General features: G+C 67.2%; 12 protein-coding genes. 6 read left to right on the top strand and 6 right to left on the bottom strand.

Annotated features, from left to right (window positions below):
- Positions 1–718 precede the first annotated feature (718 nt).
- The 6 genes from ACT3TZ_RS14610 to ACT3TZ_RS14585 form a co-directional block, all read right to left on the bottom strand.
- Complete coding sequence (locus ACT3TZ_RS14610; protein WP_444584162.1) at positions 719–1,984, bottom strand: Wadjet anti-phage system protein JetD domain-containing protein; 1,266 nt, start codon at positions 1,982–1,984, stop codon at positions 719–721.
- Positions 1,981–5,448 (bottom strand): ATP-binding protein, encoded by a 3,468-nt coding sequence (locus ACT3TZ_RS14605; RefSeq protein ID WP_444584161.1) that lies wholly within the window; start codon positions 5,446–5,448, stop codon positions 1,981–1,983. Before ACT3TZ_RS14605 ends, ACT3TZ_RS14610 begins: the two co-directional genes overlap by 4 nt.
- Positions 5,445–6,149 carry a DUF4194 domain-containing protein gene (locus tag ACT3TZ_RS14600; protein ID WP_444584160.1) on the bottom strand — a complete coding sequence of 235 codons (705 nt, stop codon included), beginning with the start codon at positions 6,147–6,149 and terminating at the stop codon, positions 5,445–5,447. The genes ACT3TZ_RS14605 and ACT3TZ_RS14600 overlap by 4 nt, the downstream gene beginning before the upstream one ends.
- The gene (locus ACT3TZ_RS14595; protein ID WP_444584159.1) at positions 6,142–7,635 is read right to left on the bottom strand and encodes a DUF3375 domain-containing protein; all 1,494 of its coding nucleotides are present in this window, start codon (positions 7,633–7,635) and stop codon (positions 6,142–6,144) included. Before ACT3TZ_RS14595 ends, ACT3TZ_RS14600 begins: the two co-directional genes overlap by 8 nt.
- A 109-nt stretch (positions 7,636–7,744) precedes the next feature.
- Positions 7,745–10,057, bottom strand: coding sequence for an AAA family ATPase (locus ACT3TZ_RS14590; protein WP_444584158.1), 2,313 nt, complete (start codon positions 10,055–10,057; stop codon positions 7,745–7,747).
- Between the two features lie 4 nt (positions 10,058–10,061).
- Positions 10,062–11,318, bottom strand: coding sequence for a type ISP restriction/modification enzyme (locus ACT3TZ_RS14585; RefSeq protein ID WP_444584157.1), 1,257 nt, complete (start codon positions 11,316–11,318; stop codon positions 10,062–10,064).
- A gap of 609 nt (positions 11,319–11,927) precedes the next feature.
- Here ACT3TZ_RS14585 and ACT3TZ_RS14580 point away from each other — a divergent pair.
- The 6 genes from ACT3TZ_RS14580 (at position 11,928) to ACT3TZ_RS14555 (ending at position 19,827) form a co-directional block, all read left to right on the top strand.
- On the top strand, positions 11,928–12,017 hold the full coding sequence (locus tag ACT3TZ_RS14580) for a potassium-transporting ATPase subunit F (protein ID WP_443337242.1): 90 nt from the start codon (positions 11,928–11,930) through the stop codon (positions 12,015–12,017).
- Complete coding sequence (gene kdpA, locus ACT3TZ_RS14575; protein ID WP_444584156.1) at positions 12,017–13,690, top strand: potassium-transporting ATPase subunit KdpA; 1,674 nt, start codon at positions 12,017–12,019, stop codon at positions 13,688–13,690. Before ACT3TZ_RS14580 ends, kdpA begins: the two co-directional genes overlap by 1 nt.
- Positions 13,691–13,693: 3 nt before the next feature.
- A complete protein-coding gene (kdpB, locus tag ACT3TZ_RS14570; RefSeq protein WP_444584155.1) occupies positions 13,694–15,847 on the top strand; it encodes a potassium-transporting ATPase subunit KdpB in 2,154 nt (717 codons plus the stop codon).
- A gap of 166 nt (positions 15,848–16,013) precedes the next feature.
- Complete coding sequence (gene kdpC / locus ACT3TZ_RS14565) at positions 16,014–16,628, top strand: potassium-transporting ATPase subunit KdpC (RefSeq protein ID WP_444584154.1); 615 nt, start codon at positions 16,014–16,016, stop codon at positions 16,626–16,628.
- 2 nt (positions 16,629–16,630) lie between these two features.
- A complete protein-coding gene (locus ACT3TZ_RS14560) occupies positions 16,631–19,138 on the top strand; it encodes a DUF4118 domain-containing protein (protein ID WP_444584153.1) in 2,508 nt (835 codons plus the stop codon).
- On the top strand, positions 19,135–19,827 hold the full coding sequence (locus tag ACT3TZ_RS14555; protein ID WP_443337232.1) for a response regulator transcription factor: 693 nt from the start codon (positions 19,135–19,137) through the stop codon (positions 19,825–19,827). The genes ACT3TZ_RS14560 and ACT3TZ_RS14555 overlap by 4 nt, the downstream gene beginning before the upstream one ends.
- Positions 19,828–20,077: the final 250 nt, after the last annotated feature.

Below are 20,077 nucleotides of genomic sequence, written 5' to 3'. Positions count from 1 at the left end.
ATTTCGGCTTAGACGGAGAGGTGGGAGCTGGGCGGACATCGAATTCAACCCGTGAAGTCGTCCGACGGGGAACTGGGCCAACCATAGGGGTAGCGGAACGTGTTCGTCCCGTGCGACCGTGGTCAAAGCGCCACTCTTTGTGACGGCCGTGGCCCATTCCCGGATCGCTGCCCGGGTGACCGCAACGTCATGACCCGCAACGCTTCCCGGTCGAGCCCCTGCGCCTCCGCAACGATCCGTGGATGCCCATCAGGTATATGGACGACAACTTCGGGATTCCCGGGGGGGGGCAACCCGTCTCCTGGTGACGATCCCGTGGGTGCTCCACCGGACCGCCATCGCTTCGCCGTGTCCGAAGGGGGTCAGGAGCAGCGGACTCACCTCGTCCTCGGTGCGACGTACGGGTACGCATCGGTCAGCGCCCGTTAGGACGATTGTTGCAGCGCCCGCGCCAGCGCGAGCCCGTTAGCCATACCGCGGGCGGGGAACACCGGATATGCACGTGGGGGCGGTTCGTGGTGCCGGGGATCGAGATAGCCTCGAACGCCTCGTCGATGTCAGACTGACGAAAGACGCGGTGGCGCGATCGAACACCGCGGGCGTCCGGCTTGCGCCAGATCCTGCCGGGTCGCCAGTTCGGCATCGGGCAGATCGTCCGCATGAGCGCCGAGCTCCGGCCGGCGAGCATGCGGCTCGACCCTGCAGCAGATCCCGGCGATCACCTAGAATCCCCGCCGACCCATCCTCCCGACTGCGTATGAGCCGCTTGCTCCCGAAGCACTCGCTCCGCATACCCCAACTCGATCCTCTCCTGCTCGAGTCTGTCCCCCGAGACGCTAAGTTCGTCGTGCAGGGCTCGCTCGGCATCGGTGAGTTGCCCGAGCTCGACGAGCGCACGAGACCCGCCTGTGACTGCCAGCGCACTGTGCTCTTCGAACGTCGCACGGTCCATGAGCACGCTGCGCACCCGAAGGTGATGGTGCCGGGCGCGCGCGAGGATCCGGAAGCCGTCGGCATCGAGGTCACCCCAGTAGAGCACCGGCGCACTCTGCACCCACGGCACCTCCAGGAGTCCGGGCACGTTCATGCCGGCTCCGCTGAGCGCGACCGCACCAGGGATGTCGGGCAGGACCTGCACGGTCTCCGCGTTCTCGCACACGATCACTACCTCAGGAACCAGCCCGAGGCTCCCAAGATCACGCCGGTCGATCCGCGATGCACGGGGGAACGCCGGCCCGGGTAACGCCCCACCGTCACCGGATGGTGCGCCCCTCAAGACAGGGTCCAGGACCAGCACGTCGTGGAAGTCCGGGGCGGGTGCGAGCCCGAGCTCGCGAGAGCCGTCGGCACGTGCGGCCGCCACGAGGCGTTCGACCACGGCGCGGTGCGCCTGCAACCACTTCGTGTGTATCCCGGGCAGGGGAACCTGACGGATGCGGAGGCCCGACCTGGAATGTGCGAGGAACCAGCTCGCGGCCTGCATCGCGAGCTCCGCGTCGACCTCGGGCATCTCCACCCACCGCGTCCGCAGAGAGGCGACCGCCACGGCGATCGCGGATCGCAGGGCGACAGGCTGGTCTGCCACTGTCGGCGTGCCCCGCTCGACGAGGCTGGATCCATCCAGGAGCTCCGTCGCCCGCTCGACGCGGGAAAGGAGCACACGCCAGGCCTGTGACGTCGAGTTCCCGGCACCTGCGACCAGGGCATCCGCGCCGGTCGCCGACCATCGCACTGGGATCCGCTGGGTACCGAGGTGCGCCCATCGGCGCTCCTCCCACTGGACGTGTTCCGACAGCGGTGGCGGAGCCTGACGCCATGCGTCGATCCAGGCAGAGACGGTCGACGGTTCCGCAAGGGCCTGCGCCGCCGTCGGCGGTTGCAAGGGACAGGAGACGGTTGCTTCGTCCGGCGCGGCGAGCCAAGTTGCCAGAGATCGCTCGGTCCGTGTGCCCAGCAGCTCCCGGACCTCGCGCGGATCTCTCATCGCGTCGTCCCGGTCTGGCCGCCCCCGGCGTCGGCTTCGGCGATGAAGGTCGCCGCCGCGACGGTGGACGTGTTGCCCGCGGACTTCGAGACGACGGCGGCGCCACCCACGTACTCCTCGATCGTCTGGAGCATCTTCAGTGGTGTCGCCAGCAGCAGCTGGAACCCGAAGGAGCGAAAGACCTCGAGGCCGGCGCGGGTGAAATGAATGTCGGTCTTGTCGAACGCCTCGTCGAGGACCACGAGCCCGTACGGCGGGACACCCTCGGCGGCATCGGTGAGCTGGTAGCGCAGGGCCGCCGCCAGGCAGAACGTGACCAGACGTTGCCGCTGCCCGCCCGACCGACCGTCGGAGCCGCGGTAGATGTCCAGGACCTCACCGGCGGCGTCCACCTCCTCCGCGACGAACTCCACGTGCAGGCGGGTGTCCAGCACACGCCGCCGCCAGCTCAGGTCGGCGGGCTCCGTGGAACCGAGACGGCGGAGCAGCGCGTCCATACGGGCGAAGCGCGCCTCGGCGTCGGTGATGGTCTCCTCGGTCTGTCCGAAAGCGCCCTGGGTGATTGCGAGCAGCTCCCCGAGAAAGTCCTTCACCTCGCCGCTGTGACGTTGCTGCTCCTTCAGACGCAGCCGTGTGCGTCGCTCGGTGTCGAACCAGGTGGCGCGGAGCGAGTCGTTGACCGGGAGCAGCCTGCGGTGCACGTTTCGGATCGCCTGGCCGATGACCGCCCGCAGCTGACCCATGTTGTTCTGCGACTGGGTGCGCAGCAGCTCACGGAACCGGTTCTCGAACTCGGGAAGGCGGTCCGCTTCCAGGCGCGAGAGGATCGTCAGGAAGTCCTCCGTGGCGTCGATCGCGTCCACCAGGTTTACGGAGCGCTCCCGCCAGCGCGCCAGATACTGGGCGCGGGCGGACGCGAGATCGGCCTCGCTGGTGCGGATGGTGCGCTCGGCCTCGTTGAACTCGGTGTTCAGGTCGTTGCCGAGCGACAGGATCGCGTCGGGCAGATTCGCCCGCGTGACGCGACGCTGACCCCGCATACGTGCTTCCAGGGCGGAGCGATGCGTCGCGGGCAGAGGTTCGCGGCCGTCGCGGGCGCGTGAGGCCAGTTGCTGCCGCGCTTCTGCGAGGTCGGTCTCGACAGTGGCCGACGCCGATGCGGCATCGCGATACGCGTCCCGGGTGCGCTCGCGCTCGGACCGTGCTGCGTGCACCGAGGCGGTCGCGGCATCGTGGTGTGCTCGTCTTTGGGCGAGATCCGCATTGGCCAGCAGACGTTCCGTGCGCTCTTGGATCGACTGCAGCTCGCCCCGCGGGGACTCGAGATCGAGGGCACCCCACGCCGTATCGAGGAGGGCCTCGAGGTCTCGCGATCGCTCCTCGAGCTCCTGCTGCTGCTTCTTCACGGCCGCGAGCGCCCGCTCATGTGTCTGGGCATCTGCCCGCGCGCGCTGGATCTGCACGCGGGTCCACTCGACGAGCGGTGCGTTGTCCGTGCCGATCACCCACCGACTGCGGTCCCCGATCCGGAACCGGTCGTCCTTGATGTGACTGTCACGATTCTTGATCTGCCCTTCCCGGGTGAGGGCGCGCTCGTGGCGCGCCAGGTCCGTGGCGTCGTCGACCAGGACATGGGGGAAGGACTGCGCGAGCCGACGGCGCAGCCACGGACGCAGGGGCGATTCCGCGAGCTGGAGCACGGAGGACACGGTGTGCTCGGAGCGTGCGTTCGGGCCCTCGTTGAGGTCGTCGATCCGACGTACCCGCTCGTAGGAGACTCGTGTGCCCCAGTGGCGCGATTCGACCGCGCGCGAGACGACGCCGTAGAGCCGGTCCGGGACGAGGATGCTGATCGCGAGTCCGTGCAGCAGCCGTTCGGCGGCCCCTTGCCACGCGGGGTCCCGCACGTCCATCAGCTCGCCGGCGAAGGGCAGCGAGGCGGGTGGTTCCCCGCTGGCCGTGGCCAGCTGATCGCGCACCTCGATGAGCCCCGCGGGGAGGTTGGAGCGGCGCGTGCTCAGGGAGCGGATCTCCGCCTCGAGCGCGGCGATGCGGTCACGAGCGGCGAGGTACGCCGCGTGCGTGGGCCCGGAGGCCGTGAACTGGTCCTCCTTCGCCTGGGCGATGCCCTCCTGCTCTCGGCGGGCGAGCACGTGCGCGGCAGCGAGCTCGCCGGCGTTCACAGGCATGGGCGCATCGAGGCGCTCCAGCACGGGACGGATCCTGGAACGCTCGCGTTCGATCCGCTCGATCCGTTCCTCGGCCTCGCGGCGGTCGCGGTCGAGGAGGTGGAGGTCAGCGCCGCCCTGGGTGTGGAGAGCGCGGGCGCTCTCCTGCTGGGCGTCCATCGCTTCCGCCTCGGCGCGTTCGGCGCGCTCTGCCATGTGGCGGGCAGCCTCTGCCTCGACCTGCATCCTTTCGAGATCCTGCTCCGCGAGGTCGGCGAGGAGTGTGTAGCGGAACGTGTCGATTGAGTCCTTGAGCTGCACGGCCTGGTCCCGCTGAGCGCTGGCTGTGAGGTGGACGCGCCAGATCTCGCGCTGCGGCCGGAGAGTCTCCACCTGCTCGCGCGCATCGACGACAGTCGCGTGCGCATCCTGCAGCGCCCGGAAGTGCTCGACCGCCTGATCGGCGAGAGCAAACGTGGGAGGGACATCGAGCATGAAGTCCCGCAGCAGGGCGTCGAGTGAGGTGAGGGACTTCGCGGACTGGGTGCGATGGAGCAGGCGCTGGGCTGCCTCGCTCCCCATCCCGGTGTCGCGGCGCAGGCGCACCCCGAACTTCGTGTAGGTGTCCTCGGCGACCTGCGGGTCCAGTGCACGCTTGAGGCGTCGGCGATCGATGCCTTTCAGGCACAGCTTCAGCACGTCGGCCAGGGCGATGTCCCGGTCGAACAGGAGGTAGGCCGTGCGCAGGTCCGCAGCCGAGGTCGAGGCCCCGGCGACGTGGGAGACGCGGATCGCGGTCACCCGCGTTCCCAGGCCGTCCCCGAAGGTGAGGGCTATCCCGGACACGGTTGCGGCCGGACGCAGATACCCGGGTCGAACCTCCCCGGTCTCGTCGTCGGTGTGCTTACGGTACGCGCCGCGCACGTAGGTCATGGGGGTGCGGTCGCGGTCGCCGGCGGGTCCGTCCTGCGCGGCGGCGTTGAACCGGGTCTCGCCCGGCTTCATCAGCACCGCGCTGATCGCGTCGAGGATCGAGGACTTCCCGGAGCCGGATTCCCCGGTGAGCAGCAGGCCGTCCCGGGGGACCGGCAGGTCGTGGCCTCCGTCGAAGGTTCCCCAGTTGTGCACCTGGATCCGGGCCAGTCGCATCTGACCGGGATGGGTCGGGGGTGGCTCCACCCAGGGTGATCCGGGGTCGTCGGAGGTGCGGTCGACCGTCCCGAGTGCTGTGGGTTCTATGGGGTCGGTACGCGGGACCCGCTGGGCAGTGTCGAGGTCGAGCGGATGTGGGGTCATGCCTTCTCCTCCGATGGAGCATCCTCTTCCGCGGCCTGGGCCCCGGGCTGATCGCGCAGTCGTGCGTACTCGGCCTCGATGCCTCCGATGTCCTCGGCCGTGAGGATGAGTCCGAGGACCGTGGAGATCTCCCAACGCTCGTCGGTGTCGGTCGTCAGCAGGATCGACCAATTGACCATCTTGTTGATGCTCGCGAGCAGCCGCTTGGTGAACTGGGCCGCGTCGTTCCCGCTCGAGACGGCGTAGGAGCGCATGTGTGCCTCCAAGGCGTCTCGTCCCACGACGATGCGTTCTTGGCGTGCCGCCCCCTGGAGCAGGAGCTGGCGCAGGTGCAGCAGCAGCGCGGAGTCGATGAACGTGAGCGTCACGCCTCGGAGGACGGTGGGGATCGGCCGCTCGAATTCCGGGTCCGGTGTGAGGTTGCGGGTGAATGCGACCTCGGTATTGGCGTCGAGGGTGAGCTCGAGCAGCAGGTCTCCCAGACGGCTGCGGATTTCGTGCTCGTGGGCGAGCAGGACGGACCAGAGGTCGGGGGCGTGGTGCTGGGAGAGGTACGGGCCGCGCAACAGGGCCACAAGAGTTCGGCGCACGTCGAGATCCAGCGTCCCCGGGTCCCCGGGCCACAGCTGGATCCGGTCGTAGGACGGAGAGGCGACATCATCGGCCTCGAAGGCCGTCTCTCGGAGTTCGAGGTCATCCATGGGTGTCCCTCCCGACGGCACGGGTGAAGCGATAGGCGGTGATCTGCGCACGGCGAGCGTGGGGCGAGGCGCCTCCGGTGGTCCAGGAGATGGCTTCCGTTCTCGTGCCGCCGTCGTCGCCGACCACCGGTTCGCCGTGTCGTTGCGCGAGCACGAGGAGGCCGATCACCGAGGCGAGGCCCTGCGTGGCGGCGTGATCGGCGAGGACGTCGGCGACCGTGACAGTGCCGTGGCGACCAAACGCATCGTCGACGGCGTCCGCGAGCTCGGCCATGTCGATCTCGGATTCGCGGATCGTAGCCCGCAGGGCGTCCAGGTCGAGCGGCGCCGGTTCCGCGAGACCGAGAGCGTCGTCCGCGGTGCTGAGCGAGGGCGAGTACAGGCGCAGCTGGCCCACCGAATGCGGTATCAGACCCGACGGTGTCAGCTCGACGTCGAGCTTGGTGAGGGGGCGGACGTGCGGCGCGATGGTCAGCGCGAGCCGCTGCGGTCGCCGCAACCTGTCCGCCAGGGCCCGGAACTCCTCGAACTGTCGTGAGCGCACGAACTCACGCAGGGACCGAGAGAGGTCGATCATGGCGTGGCGCACCTGGTGGGACTCCGTCTGGAGTCGCGTGAGATAGCCCTGGAGGTACGCGATGCGATCGCGACCGAAACGCGCCGCGACATCGCGGGTCGCGAGCGCGTCGACCGCCTCGTGGAAGCGCGCCTCCTGCACCGGATCGATGAGCAGCGCGTGGAAGGCCGCGAAGGACTGCCCGGCCTCGGAGCCCTCGATCGCATCGACCCCCAGGAAGAGCTGTTCGAGGATCTCGCCCTGCGAACCATCGTGCTCGACCAGGTCGAGTCGCAGACGCCGGTGCAGACGCTCCAGCTCCCCGCGCACGCGCACGAAATCTGACGGGACGTCGAGGGCCAGCTCGTACAGCTCCTCGATCATCTCGAGCGCCTGCGCGACGGGCATCGGCTCGGCACCCAGCTCGAGCACCGCGCTGATCTGCGCGTCGAGCCTCTCCTGCTCGGCGCGCAGCGCGTCGATGCGCCGCGCGGAGTCCCGATCCGTCTCCCGGGCGAGTGTGCGCAGGCGTTCGGTCAGCAGGGTGAGCCGGGAGCGGGTCACCGTCGCCTGCGGTGCGTTCACCTGGTCGAGGATCCGCAGCGCTGCGAAGGCGTGCTCGGTCAGGGAGAACTCCTCGGTGCGCTCCTCGCGCGCGGCCCGCCGGGACAGGTAGCCCTGCTTCACCCAGGTCGCGCAGTACTGCTGTGCGCTGCGGGGCAGGTCGGCGACCCCGAGGAGCCGTAGTTCGTCGAGATCCCCGCCGAGGAGGTCGTAGAGGTCCGCGGCGGTGCGGGTGCGGGTGTCGGCGCCCAGGTGCTCGGCCAGAAGCCCTAGGACGTACGGCGCGTTGTCGGTGCGCAACAGTGCCAGGACACTGCCGTCTTCGAAAAGGCTGCGGTTCTCGAGAGCTCGGGTGACGGCGGCCATGGCATCTCCTCCCTGATTGCATGCGGCAGGTTCTGTGCGGATTCAGGATCAGCGTAGGAGGTGCGACTGACGAACGGGCGATGCGGGCTCCCAAGGCGGGAACTCGGTCTCACGGTCTTCCGACCCACCCCAGGAAGTCCTCCGCCGCGATCACCGGCTTCCCCCACTCCGCCGCCTTCTTCGCCTTCCCGGACTGCGAACCCCGCTGCGCGACGACCAGAACATCGGTCCTCGTCTTGGTCACCGACGCGACCGGCACGAGTCCTCGGGAGGCGGCCAGCGTCTCCATCCGGTCGCGATCGACGGTGCCATGGAGCTCGCTCTCGACGGTCCCCGTGAAGCAGATGCGTGCGCCGGGCAGGAGCACGTCCTCGATCCCGAGCGCGGGGGCGAGCTCGAACCCGGACGGGATCACCGAGATCCCGAAGTGCCTCTCGACCTCTCGGACCCTGGTCACGAGGGGTTCGTCGAGGTCGACGACCCGGCCCCACGCGACGCCGAGGCATTCGGCGAGGACCTGTGCGGCATCGTCCTCGGCAGAGAGATTGCCGCCGACCACGAAACCGGTCGGTGAGGCCTGGCCGCTCTCACCCGTGGACCGCGCCAAGAGGTAGCCGCGACCTCGCGGCGTCGCCGGGAACGGCCTCCCGTTCTCCCACTCCAGTCCTCGACCGTGTGAGGTCTCCAGCAGCGAACGATGGAGGTCCGCCAACGCGCGGGCACGGTCCAGGGATCGTCGGCTCGCGAGGGCCGTGGTGGCGGCTGGCGGGTCGGGGGCCGCATCGAGGTCGATGCCGAGCGGCATCGGCTCGACCCGGTCGTGCCGCTTGAGCTCGAAGTCGATCCAGCCCAGCAGCTCGTCGATCCGTCGACCCACGGGGATGCGGCCGGCCAGCAGGGGCGAAAGCGCCGCCCATGCCTGCGTGAGCACGGGTGCCAGCTGCACGTCTCGCGCGGTGATCCCGTAGTCGGACTGCGCGGTGTAGAGGTCCGAGGTGGGGTTGACGACGGTCGTCGCGGCATCCCCGTCGTCGGTGACCACCGCGATCTCGACGGGGCGAGGCCGATACCTGTCACCGGCGTGCCCCACGGTGAGCGCGGAGATGTAGGCGTACCCGAGGGCCGCATCCGTCCGGGTGCCCGTCGTCAGGAATCTGCGCACGCGGGGGTCGGCCTTGAGGTCTCGCGGCAGCACGTCGCGGCGCAGCACCAGGCCGTCCAGGCTCGTGCAGCGCGACAGCGCCACGTACAGCTGTCCGTTGGCGAAGGTGCCGCCGGTGAGGTCCACGACCACGTTGTCGAGGGTCTGGCCCTGGGACTTGTGGATGGTGATGGCCCAGGCGAGCTTGAGCGGCAGCTGTGTGAAGGTGCCGATCACCTCATGGGTGAGCGAGCCTGCGGTGACGACGGGGCGCGTGATGTCCCACGTGTGGCGCCGCACCCTGACGTGAGCACCGCCGCGGATCTCCACGTCGATCCACGGCCCGTCGCCGTCGGTGCCGATGCCCGTGACCTTGCCGATGGTGCCGTTGACCCAACGGCCCGCGGGGTCGTTGTTCAGCAGCATCACCTGGGCGCCGACGGCAAGGCGCAGGGTGTCCTCCACCGGGTGCTCGAACCCGTCGGTGCTGCCCGAGAGGGTTGCGGCGAAGACCTGCGGGGCATCGGGCAGGCGCTCCAGCAGGGTGCGATTGCGGGCCGTGACGATCCTGTTGGTCGTCGCGAGCGTCAGCCAGAACTCGTCGACGGGCGGCTCGAAATCCGTGCGCGTGCGGGCGTTGAGCTCGGCGCGGGCGTCGTCCAGCAGCGCGCCGTCGCGGACGGCGTTGAGGAGGTGCACCAGGCGGTCGTCACCGAGTTGGCGGAAGACGGTGGTCAGCTCGACCACCGGGAACTGTTCGCGGTCATAGGCGTGCGCGGAGAAGAAGTACGGGGTGCCGAACTTCTGATCGATGTAGGGGGCCTCGGCGTCGGTCACCACCGGTGGCAGCTGATAGAGGTCCCCGACGAGCACCAGCTGCACACCGCCGAAGGGCTCACCCGGCTGCGGCCCGAAGCGTTCGAGCGCCGCGACCAGGGCGTCGAACAGATCCGCCCGGACCATCGAGACCTCGTCGATCACGAGGGTGTCCAGGGATGCCAGGGTCTTGGCGAACCGCCCGGGGTAGTAGTCGGGCCCGCGCACCGCCTGCTCGGAGACGCCGGTGGAGAAGGAGAAGAGCCGATGGATCGTGTACCCGTCCACGTTCAGCGCCGCGATGCCCGTGGGCGCGACCGTGACCACGGTGCGGTCGGTGATCTCGAGGAAGCGACGGATCAGCGTCGACTTGCCGGTGCCCGCCTTCCCGGTGAGGAACAGGTGATGCCCGGACTCCAGGTGGTCGAGCGCCGCGCGGAACTCGGGGGTGAGGGTGAGGGTCACGGGATCAGTCGCCGATGGCGAGAGAGGGCAAGGAGTCGGTGATCTCGACCGTGCGGACGGACACGCTGACCACCTTCTGCACCAGGTCGAGGATATAGCGCGGGTTGCCGTGCTCGATGCCCCAGAAGTTGGGGTCGTTGACGATCCGGGATGCCTTGTCGGTGCTCACCTGGTACTGGCGCATGACCCACTCGATCGCGCTGCGCGAACCCAGCTGGTACCGGTACGCGGCCTCGGGGATGCCGGTGACCGTGAGGTGCGGGTTCAGGACCACGGAGTCCGGGGTGTCCGCGGCTCGCTTGCCGGAGGGGAAACGGATCTTCTCGACCCGGTAGTACCCCTCCTCGTCGCCGAGCGGCGGCTGCTCCCCGCCGATGACCTCCAGCGGGTACAGCTCCGCGTCCTCGTAGTCGGCGTGGAGGCCGAACAGCTCGCGGCCGGCCGATGTGAAGGCGGTGAACGCGGCGGGTGACACGTCGGGGATGCGGGGGAGCATCTGCTTGAGCTCCCCGGCGTAGCGCTCGCGGTACTCGGGGGAGTGGAGCAAGCCGTAGATGAAGGAGAAGACGTCATCCTTGGTGACGTCGGCGCCGTAGCGCTCGCGCATCAGGGTGTGGAATCCGTCGGTGATGTTGTCGATGCGCCGGTAGCCGTCGAGAACGTCGGTGCCCAATTCCAGTGCGAGGGTTCCGGCGTCGGTGGCTTCCCATCGGTAGCGGGGGAAGAACTGGCCGGTGTCGAGTGCATGGAGATCGGGTACTAGCCGCGTGCCTATCGAGGAGAACTCTTGATGAGACGCGATGCCAGTAAGGTAGAACCCAAAGTTCTCGTGCTTGGCCGTCGGGAAGTAGCGGCGAGCGACGGCGGGTCGATGGATGAGCCCGTCGGTGAGGTCGACGTTCTGGACCATGAACGGTCGATAGAGGCTGTGGCTGACGTTGGCGTCGGATCGCTTGAGGTCACGATTCTTGGCGGCCCGGTCACGCAGCCCGCTGGTCCACTTGATCCGAGTTTCGTCCGTGGAGACGACCCCGACAGTGTCGGCACCCTTGGGTGCACTGAGCTTCTGGGCTTCCGCCCACCCGGCGAAGCGGGCGCGCTCTTCGCTGTACGTCCCGATGAAGCGGGCGAGGTTGGCGTCCAGGGCGCTTCGAGAGGAGTTGTACACCCAGGCGTCGCGGTTGGTCTGCAAACCCGCGCTGTACCCCCCGAACACGACCGGCCTGCCCCCGGTATCGCCACCGAGGATCGGGTACGTCAAGTACTCCTCATCGCGCTGGTTGATCCAGTCACCATGAGCGTTGGCGGTGATCGGGCGCCACGGCACCGTGCCGAGACTCGCGTCCTCGAGGGACTGATGCGAAGATCGCTGTCACCCTCGGCGTCGCTGAGCCCGCACCAAACTGGGGCACCCCAGCAGGACAGTTACTAGATCGTCAGTTACGGTTCCCATTAGGGTCCGATATCGCAGTTTTGCGACACATCTGTCGCACGGGGTATACCCCAAAGAGACACGCTAGTGGATCGGGAAGCTTGCCTCGCTGGCAACTGATCGCGAAGGAGTTGCGTCGCCGCGGTGTGAGTTCGGAGATTCGACGGGCACAAGACTGCACCTTGGGGAGCGCTCGAGAGGTCCGTGTGTGAGGAGGTCCGTAAGGGATTACCCGATCACCGTATGCGTTCCGTTAGGAAGCGCCTTCTGTCCCTGCGGTGGCGGTTAGATCGGCTTGTGCGTCCAACGTGGACGCTCAGCACCTCCAGGTGCTGGCTTCCTCCGAATGGAGTCCCCCGTGCTTGATCTGCTCTATGTGGCCGGCGTCATCGCCCTCTTCGTGGCCATTGGCTTCGTGGGTAAGGCGGTGGAGAAGCTTTGATCGCATTCGGGGTCATCGCGGCTGGGCTCGGGGTCCTCGCAGTCTTCTACCTGGTCGTCGCTCTCGTGAAGCCGGAGCGATTCTGATGACGTGGATACTTGCGCTGGCACCTCTTGCGGCGGTGGCTCTTGTGCTGGCGATGGTGCACCGCCCGTTCGGGGACTACATGGCTCGCGTCTACACCTCATCGAAAGATCTTGCGTTGGAGAGGGGCGCCTACCGGTTGATGGGGGTGGATGAGAGCTCCGGTCAGAGCTGGCAGGCCTATCTCCGATCAGTGCTGGCATTCTCAGCGGTAGGCGTCCTGTTCGTCTACGGTCTGCAGCGCCTCCAGCCCTTCCTGCCGTATTCGTTGGGGCTGCCCTCGCCGAGTGAGCACCTCTCCTTCAACACCGCGAGCTCTTTCGTGGGGAACACGAATTGGCAGTCCTACTCTCCCGAGGTCACTCTGGGTTATTCGGTGCAGCTGGCCGGGCTGGCCGTCCAGAACTTCGCGTCCGCGGCGGTCGGGATGGCCGTGGCTGTGGCTCTCGTGCGGGGTTTTGCCTCCCGCGGCTCGGCCACGATCGGTAACTTCTGGGTCGATCTCACGCGCGGAACCTTGAGGATCCTGCTGCCGTTCTCCTTCGTCGCTGCCGTTGTCCTCATCATTGGCGGTGTCGTACAGAACTTCAACGGCTTCACACAGATCGAGACCATCGCCGGCGCCACGCAGTCAATCCCGGGCGGTCCAGTCGCCTCGCAGGAGGCCATCAAGCTTCTCGGCACCAACGGTGGCGGGTTCTTCAATGTGAATTCTTCTCACCCCTTCGAGAACCCGAGCGCCTGGACGAACCTCCTGGAGATCGTCCTCATGCTCGTCATCCCGTTCAGCCTGCCGCGCACGTTCGGCACCATCATCGGTGACCGTCGCCAAGGCACCGCGATCCTCGCAGCCATGGCCGCCTTGTTCCTCGCCTCCTACACCATCCTCTCCGCACTGGAATCGGCGGGTCTGGGCTCCGCGCCGGAAGCAGCCGGCGCAGCCATGGAAGGTAAAGAGCAGCGCTTCGGGATCTTCGGATCGACGCTGTTCGCGACGACCAGCACTGGCACCTCAACCGGTGCCGTGAACTCGATGCACGACTCCTTCACCGCGCTCGGAGGAATGATGCCGATGCTCAACATGATGCTCGGTGAAGTCGCCCCCGGCGGAGTCGGATCCGGTCTCTACGGCATGCTCATCCTCGCAATGATCGCCGTGTTCGTCTCCGGGCTGCTGATCGGTCGCACCCCCGAGTACCTCGGCAAGAAGATCGGCCCGCGCGAGATCAAGCTCGCGGCGCTGTACATCTTGGTGAGCCCTACTCTCGTGCTCGCTGGCACCGCCCTGAGCTTCGCTCTGCCCGGGGTCCGTGACGACGTCGTGTCCACGTCCATCTGGAATCCCGGAACGCACGGGCTCTCCGAAGTGCTGTACGCGTTCACCTCGGCAGCGAACAACAACGGGTCCGCCTTTGCTGGGCTCACTGCCAACACGCCCTGGATGAACACGGCCTTGGGCGTCGCGATCCTGCTGGGTCGCTTCCTTCCCATCATGCTCGTGCTCGCCCTGGCCGGTTCCCTCGCTGCACAAGACAAGGTCCCCGCGACCGCCGGCACTCTGCCGACCCACCGGCCGTTGTTCATCGGCCTGCTCGTCGTCATGACCATCCTCATCACGGCTCTCACCTACTTCCCCGTACTCGCGCTAGGTCCCCTGGCGGAAGGGTTGATGTAAGACATGTCCACCACTACCTCTGTCCGAACTCCTGCATCGGCCGCTTTCACCGGTCGCCCGCAGCGGGCCTCCACCTGGACGACGCTGTGCACCGCGGTTCCTGGCGCGCTGCGCAAGCTCGATCCGCGCCAGCAATGGCGCAACCCCGTAATGTTCATCGTCTGGGTCGGGGCCGCCCTCACGACGCTGATCGCCATCGCGGAGCCTTTTCTCGGCGGTCCCTCCCCCTCGGGTGGCACCGCGGTACCCGCGGCCTTCTCCTCGGCTATCGCCGTGTGGTTGTGGCTCACGGTGATCTTCGCGAACCTTGCCGAGTCGGTGGCTGAGGGCCGGGGCAAGGCCCAGGCGGAGTCACTGCGCAGGACCCGCACCAGCACCACGGCGCAGCGCATCGAGAACTACGACGACACGAACGACCCCGCCGCAGAGCGCGCCGATGTCCGCGAGATCGCCTCGTCAGACCTCGCTCTGGGTGACGTTGTCGTGATCTCAGCCGGGCAGCTTATCCCTGGAGACGGCGACATCGTTCAGGGAATCGCGTCGGTCGACGAGTCCGCGATCACCGGAGAGTCCGCGCCCGTTCTCCGTGAGGCGGGTGGCGACCGATCCGCCGTCACCGGCGGCACCCGGGTGCTGTCGGATCGGATCGTCGTGCGGATCACCTCGAAGCCCGGTGAGACCTTTGTTGATCGGATGATCTCTCTCGTCGAGGGCGCCTCTCGACAGAAGACTCCCAACGAGATCGCCCTGGGAGTCCTGTTGGCGAGCTTGTCCATCGTCTTCGTCGTGGTCGCCCTGACGCTGAACCCGATAGCGTCCTATACCGCCGCCCCGGTGAGCGTCCCGGTGCTGGTCGCCCTGCTCGTGTGCCTGATACCGACCACGATCGGTGCGCTGCTCTCCGCGATCGGTATTGCGGGTATGGACCGGCTGGTTCAGCACAACGTGCTGGCCATGTCCGGTCGTGCCGTGGAGGCGGCGGGGGACGTGACCACTCTGCTGCTCGATAAGACGGGCACCATCACGTACGGCAACCGGCGCGCCAGTGAGTTCGTGCCCGCCCCCGGGGTCGACCTACCCGAGATGATCCAAACGGCTGCTGTCTGCTCCTTGGCGGATCCCACGCCGGAAGGCGCCTCGATCGTGGAGCTTGCACGGACTCATGGCATCGACGTCGACCCCCACGCCGAGGGGGACATCGTTCCCTTCACCGCGCAGACCCGCATGTCGGGTCTCGACACGCCAGATGGCCTGCAGATCCGCAAGGGCGCCACCACGGCGATCATCGCCTGGCTCGAAGCAGACGGCAGTGACGTCGACGACGACGCGCGACAGAGCGTCGACTCCGCGGTCCAGCAGATCTCCCGTAGCGGCGGGACCCCTCTGGTCGTCGCCTCCCGCACCAGTGAGGGCCATAGCCGGTTGTTGGGCGTCGTGCATCTGAAGGACGTGGTCAAAGAGGGTTTGGCGGCAAAGTTCACGCAGATGCGATCCATGGGCATCCGCACCGTGATGATCACCGGCGATAACGCACTCACAGCGGCCGCGATCGCCAACGAGGCCGGTGTCGACGACTTCCTTGCCGAGGCGACCCCGGAGGACAAGCTCGCCTACATCCGCAAGGAGCAGGCCGGCGGCAAGCTCGTCGCGATGACAGGCGACGGGACGAACGACGCCCCAGCGCTCGCTCAGGCCGATGTCGGCGTGGCGATGAACTCCGGCACCTCGGCGGCAAAGGAGGCGGGGAACATGATCGACCTCGACTCCGACCCATCGAAGCTGATCGACGTCGTGCGCATCGGGAAGCAGCTCCTCATGACCCGCGGCGCGCTGACCACCTTCTCCATCGCCAACGATCTCGCCAAATACTTCGCGATCATCCCCGCCATGTTCATGGGCGTCTTCCCGCAACTCGGAGTCCTCAACATCATGGGCCTCAGCTCCCCGGCGTCCGCGGTGCTCTCCGCGATCATCTTCAACGCGATCGTGATCGTCTTCCTGATCCCGCTGGCTCTGCGAGGTGTGCCCTACCGGCCCGGCGACGCCTCTCAGGTGCTGGGCCGCAACCTGCTGATCTACGGCGTGGGCGGCGTCATCACGCCGTTCATCGGGATATGGCTGATCGACCTCGCCGTCCGATTGCTGCCGGGGTTCTGAGGTGTCGACACTCAAGCGCGGCCGCCCGCGGAGCGGATGGGAAGCACTGCACATCGCCGGTGTCGCCGTCGGCCTTTACGTGGCCGTCCTCGCCCTGCTCTATCTCCTCACGGGGGCGGTCTACGTACTGCTCACTCTTTTCAGTGGCTCGTGAAAGGTCTCACCCATGCATACCTCCACCCGTTCCACCGCCCGCTCCGTCCAGGTTGCGGTGCGTTCCATGGTGCTGTTCACAGTCGTGCTGGGGGTCCTCTACACCCTCGCCCTGACCGGTGTCGGACAGCTACTCATTCCCGCCCGAGCCAACGGCTCGATCGTCTACGACGCCGAGGGGGCGCCCGCCGGATCCTCTCTCCTCGGCCAGAACTTCACCGACGCCGAAGGAGAACCGATCGCCGCCTACTTCCAATCCCGGCCCTCCGCGGCAGGAGACGGATATGACGGTGGAGCCTCATCGGGTTCGAACTTGGGCCCTGAGAACGAGGACCTTACGGCGTCGATCCAGGAGCGACGGATGCAGATCGCGCAGTTCAACGGCGTCGACGCCTCGGAGATCCCTGCCGACGCCCTCACGGCATCCGCATCAGGCTTGGACCCTCACATCAGTCCCCAGTACGCCACCCTCCAGATCGACAGAGTCGCCCGGGAGCGTGGAGTCTCCCCAGGGGAGGTTCGAGACCTCGTTCAAGCCCACACTGAGCGGCCCGATCTCGGTGCCATGGGGATGCCCCGCGTGAACGTGCTGGAGCTTAACCTGGCCCTTGACGAGGAGGAGGACTGAGCATGGGCAGACGGGGGAGGCTTCGAGTGCTGCTCGGTGCCGCTCCCGGTGTCGGAAAGACCTACGACATGCTCGCAGAGGGCCACCGTCTGCTCGGTGAGGGCAAGGACGTGGTCATCGCGATCGTCGAGACTCATGGACGAAGCGCCACCACGCGCATGACCGAAGGCCTGCCGATACTGCCCCGCCGGAGCGTGGAACATCTCGGCGTCGTCCTCGAGGAGATGGACCTCGAGGGCGCGCTGGCACGCGCACCCGAGATCGCACTCGTCGACGAGCTCGCGCACACGAACGCACCCGGCTCCCGACACCAGAAGCGCTGGCAGGATGTCGAGGACCTTCTCGATGCTGGGATCGATGTCATCTCGACGCTGAACATCCAGCACATCGAGTCCCTGAACGACGTGGTCGAGCAGATCACCGGGGTCCCTCAGCAGGAGACCGTTCCCGATCGCTTCCTGCGCAGGGCCACGAACGTGGAGGTTGTCGACCTCGCACCTCAGGCGCTCCGCGACCGTCTGACCGGGGGCTATGTCTATCCTGCCGAACGGGTCGATGCGGCGCTGTCGAACTACTTCCGTCTCGGCAACCTCACGGCTCTGCGGGAGCTCGCGCTGCTGTGGCTGGCCGATGAGGTCGATCACGCTCTGAGGGACTACCGCGCCGAGCACGGGATCGCATCGACCTGGGAAGCACGCGAGCGCGTAGTCGTTGCCCTCACTGGTGGCCCCGAAGGAATGACCCTGATGCGACGCGGTGCCCGCATCGCAGCTCGCTCCGGCGGGGGCGAGATCATCGCGGTACATGTCAGCAGCCACGACGGCCTGCGAGTGGCCGACCCCGCTTCCCTGGCACAACAGCGCGCCCTGGTCGAGGAACTCGGCGGGACGTTCGCTCAGGTGGTCGGTGAGGACATCCCCTCGGCACTGGTGGAGTACGCGCGATCGGTCAACGCCACCCAGCTCGTACTCGGCGCAAGTCGGCGTGGTCGACTTTCCGCTGCCCTTACCGGGCCCGGCATCGGGGCGACAGTGATCCGCGAGTCCGGAGACATAGACGTCCACATCGTCAACCACCCAGCAGCCGGTGGCAGGTACACCCTTCCCCGACTCGGTGGAGCGCTCACGATGCGCCGTCGTGTCCTGGGGGCGGTCACCGCCCTACTGGGCGGACCCGCGTTGACCTGGCTACTGATTAGCGCACGTAACGAACAGTCCATCACGACTGAGGTCCTGGCGTATCAGCTTCTCGTTGTCGTGGTCGCACTCATCGGAGGGCTGTGGCCGGCTCTCTTCGCTGCCGTTCTCTCCGGCATCACGCTGGACTTCTTCTTCATCGAACCGTTCCTGACGATCACCATCGACGAGGCATCGCACGCTCAGGCGCTTATCCTCTACGTGATCGTTGCCGTCCTGGTCTCCGTCGTCGTCGACCTCGCCGCGCGCCGCACCAGAGCCGCGCGGCGCGCCGCCGCCGAATCCGAGCTGATCCAGGCCATCGCGGGCAGTGTCCTACAAGGCAGCAATGCGATCCAAGCGTTGGTCGACCGCACCCGCGAAGCATTCCGACTGCGCGCCACCGTTGTGCGCTCCACGACGGCCATCATCGCTGCCGCGGGCGACACCGACGGCGCGCTCCCCTCGACCACTCTCGACCTCGGCGAGGGTGCCACCCTTGAGCTGTATGGCCCTGACTTGCGGGCCTCAGACCGTCGCCTTCTCTCGGTCGTCACCGCACAAATCTCCGCGGTCCTCGAGCATCAACGGTTGCAAGAAGCCGCTGAGAAGATCGAACCGATAGCCGCCTCGGACCGTGTCCGCGGTGCTCTGCTGTCAGCCCTGAGCCACGACCTGCGGCGTCCCCTGGCAGCCGCCACCGCGGCAGTGGGCGGTCTGCGCGCGTCGGGGCCCGCGCTCTCCCCCACCGACCGGCAAGAACTCCTCGAGACGGCGGGCGAGAGCCTGACCGCCCTGTCCTCCCTGCTGACCGACCTCCTCGACGTCAGCCGGCTGCAGGCGAAGGCTCTGCGCATCACGACCCAGCCCACGGACCCGGCCGACGCAATCGCCCCCGCCCTCGATGAACTCCAACTCGGCCCGCTCGACGTCGAACTGGCGCTCGACCACCAGGGAGCCCACGTCGCTATCGATGTGGTGCTTCTTCAGCGCGTCCTCGTCAACGTCCTGCTCAATGCGCAGCGCTTCAGTCCACCGAATGCTCCTGTGCGCGTTGCCACCAGCACCTTCGCGCACCGCGTCGAGATCCGGATCGCCGATCATGGCATCGGAGTGGATGATGAGCGCAAGGACGCGATCTTCACTCCCTTCCAACGTCTTGGCGACACAGACAACTCCGCCGGACTGGGCCTCGGCCTCGCGCTCTCCAAAGGCTTCATCGAATCGATGCACGGCACACTGACCCCGGAGGACACCCCCGGCGGCGGGCTCACCATGGTCATCTCCCTCCCCATGGTCGAGCCTCCCACCACGAGCACAGAAGCCGAGTCATGAAGATCCTCATCGCCGACGACGATTCCCAGGTGCTGCGAGCACTACGTATCACCCTCACCGCCCGCGGCTACACCGTCATCACCGCCAGCAACGGGGCCCAAGCACTCTCCGCCGCCATCGACCACCACCCAGACCTCACGCTCCTGGACCTCGGAATGCCCAAGCTCGACGGGATCGACGTCATCCATGCGATTCGCGGCTGGTCACAAACTCCAATCCTCGTCATCTCCGGACGCACCGGCTCCTACGACAAAGTCGAGGCCCTCGACGCTGGCGCGGACGACTTCGTCACCAAGCCCTTCTCCATCGACGAACTGCTGGCCCGCATCCGAGCACTCACCCGCAGAGCTTCCCCCGACGAACACGAGCCGAGCATCCATCTGGGAACCATCACCGTCGACCTCGCCGCACGCAGCATCACCCGATCGACCGACACAGGATCGCACCACATCAAGCTGACCCCGACCGAGTGGCAAGTCCTGGACCTCCTCGCACGCAACCCGGGGAAGCTCGTTACCCGACAAACACTGCTGAGTAGCATCTGGGGAACCGACCACATCGAGGACACCGGATACCTCCGTCTCTACATCTCCCAGCTCCGCAAGAAAATCGAACCCGAACCTTCTGCCCCCCAGTTCCTCCTCACCGAACCAGGCATGGGATACCGCCTAGAGCTGGCCGACGAATAATCGGAACTGTGGCGCAGGGAGGTCGTCACTCGCGGCGGAGAGTGCTTGCCCTCCGGGGGCGGTGATCTCAACACTGTCGTTTGGCTGCAGGCGATCGGACTGCAGAGCCGGCATTGGCGCAAACCGCTCGATCCGCAGGCGTACGATTCCGCGCGTGCCGTTACACAGTCGCCCTCGGGCGCGCGTCGTCGATCGGCGACCTCGCCCCGCACGAACCGTCTTCCTAGCGTTCGCTGCCGCCGCTCTCGTT

It is taken from the genome of Brachybacterium sp. AOP25-B2-12 (genome assembly GCF_052378625.1).
GTDB lineage: Bacteria > Actinomycetota > Actinomycetes > Actinomycetales > Dermabacteraceae > Brachybacterium.
The sequence above is the reverse complement of the archived record's forward strand: the minus strand, read 5'-3'. Positions and strand labels throughout refer to the sequence as shown.

Coding starts and splice junctions, on each gene's coding strand:
- kdpA (WP_444584156.1), top strand. CDS start 12,017: ATGACGTGGATACTTGCGCTGGCACCTCTTGCGGCGGTGGCTCTTGTG.
- kdpC (WP_444584154.1), top strand. CDS start 16,014: ATGCATACCTCCACCCGTTCCACCGCCCGCTCCGTCCAGGTTGCGGTG.
- ACT3TZ_RS14560 (WP_444584153.1), top strand. CDS start 16,631: ATGGGCAGACGGGGGAGGCTTCGAGTGCTGCTCGGTGCCGCTCCCGGT.
- kdpB (WP_444584155.1), top strand. CDS start 13,694: ATGTCCACCACTACCTCTGTCCGAACTCCTGCATCGGCCGCTTTCACC.
- ACT3TZ_RS14610 (WP_444584162.1), bottom strand. CDS start 1,984: ATGAGAGATCCGCGCGAGGTCCGGGAGCTGCTGGGCACACGGACCGAG.
- ACT3TZ_RS14555 (WP_443337232.1), top strand. CDS start 19,135: ATGAAGATCCTCATCGCCGACGACGATTCCCAGGTGCTGCGAGCACTA.
- ACT3TZ_RS14595 (WP_444584159.1), bottom strand. CDS start 7,635: ATGGCCGCCGTCACCCGAGCTCTCGAGAACCGCAGCCTTTTCGAAGAC.
- ACT3TZ_RS14605 (WP_444584161.1), bottom strand. CDS start 5,448: ATGACCCCACATCCGCTCGACCTCGACACTGCCCAGCGGGTCCCGCGT.
- ACT3TZ_RS14600 (WP_444584160.1), bottom strand. CDS start 6,149: ATGGATGACCTCGAACTCCGAGAGACGGCCTTCGAGGCCGATGATGTC.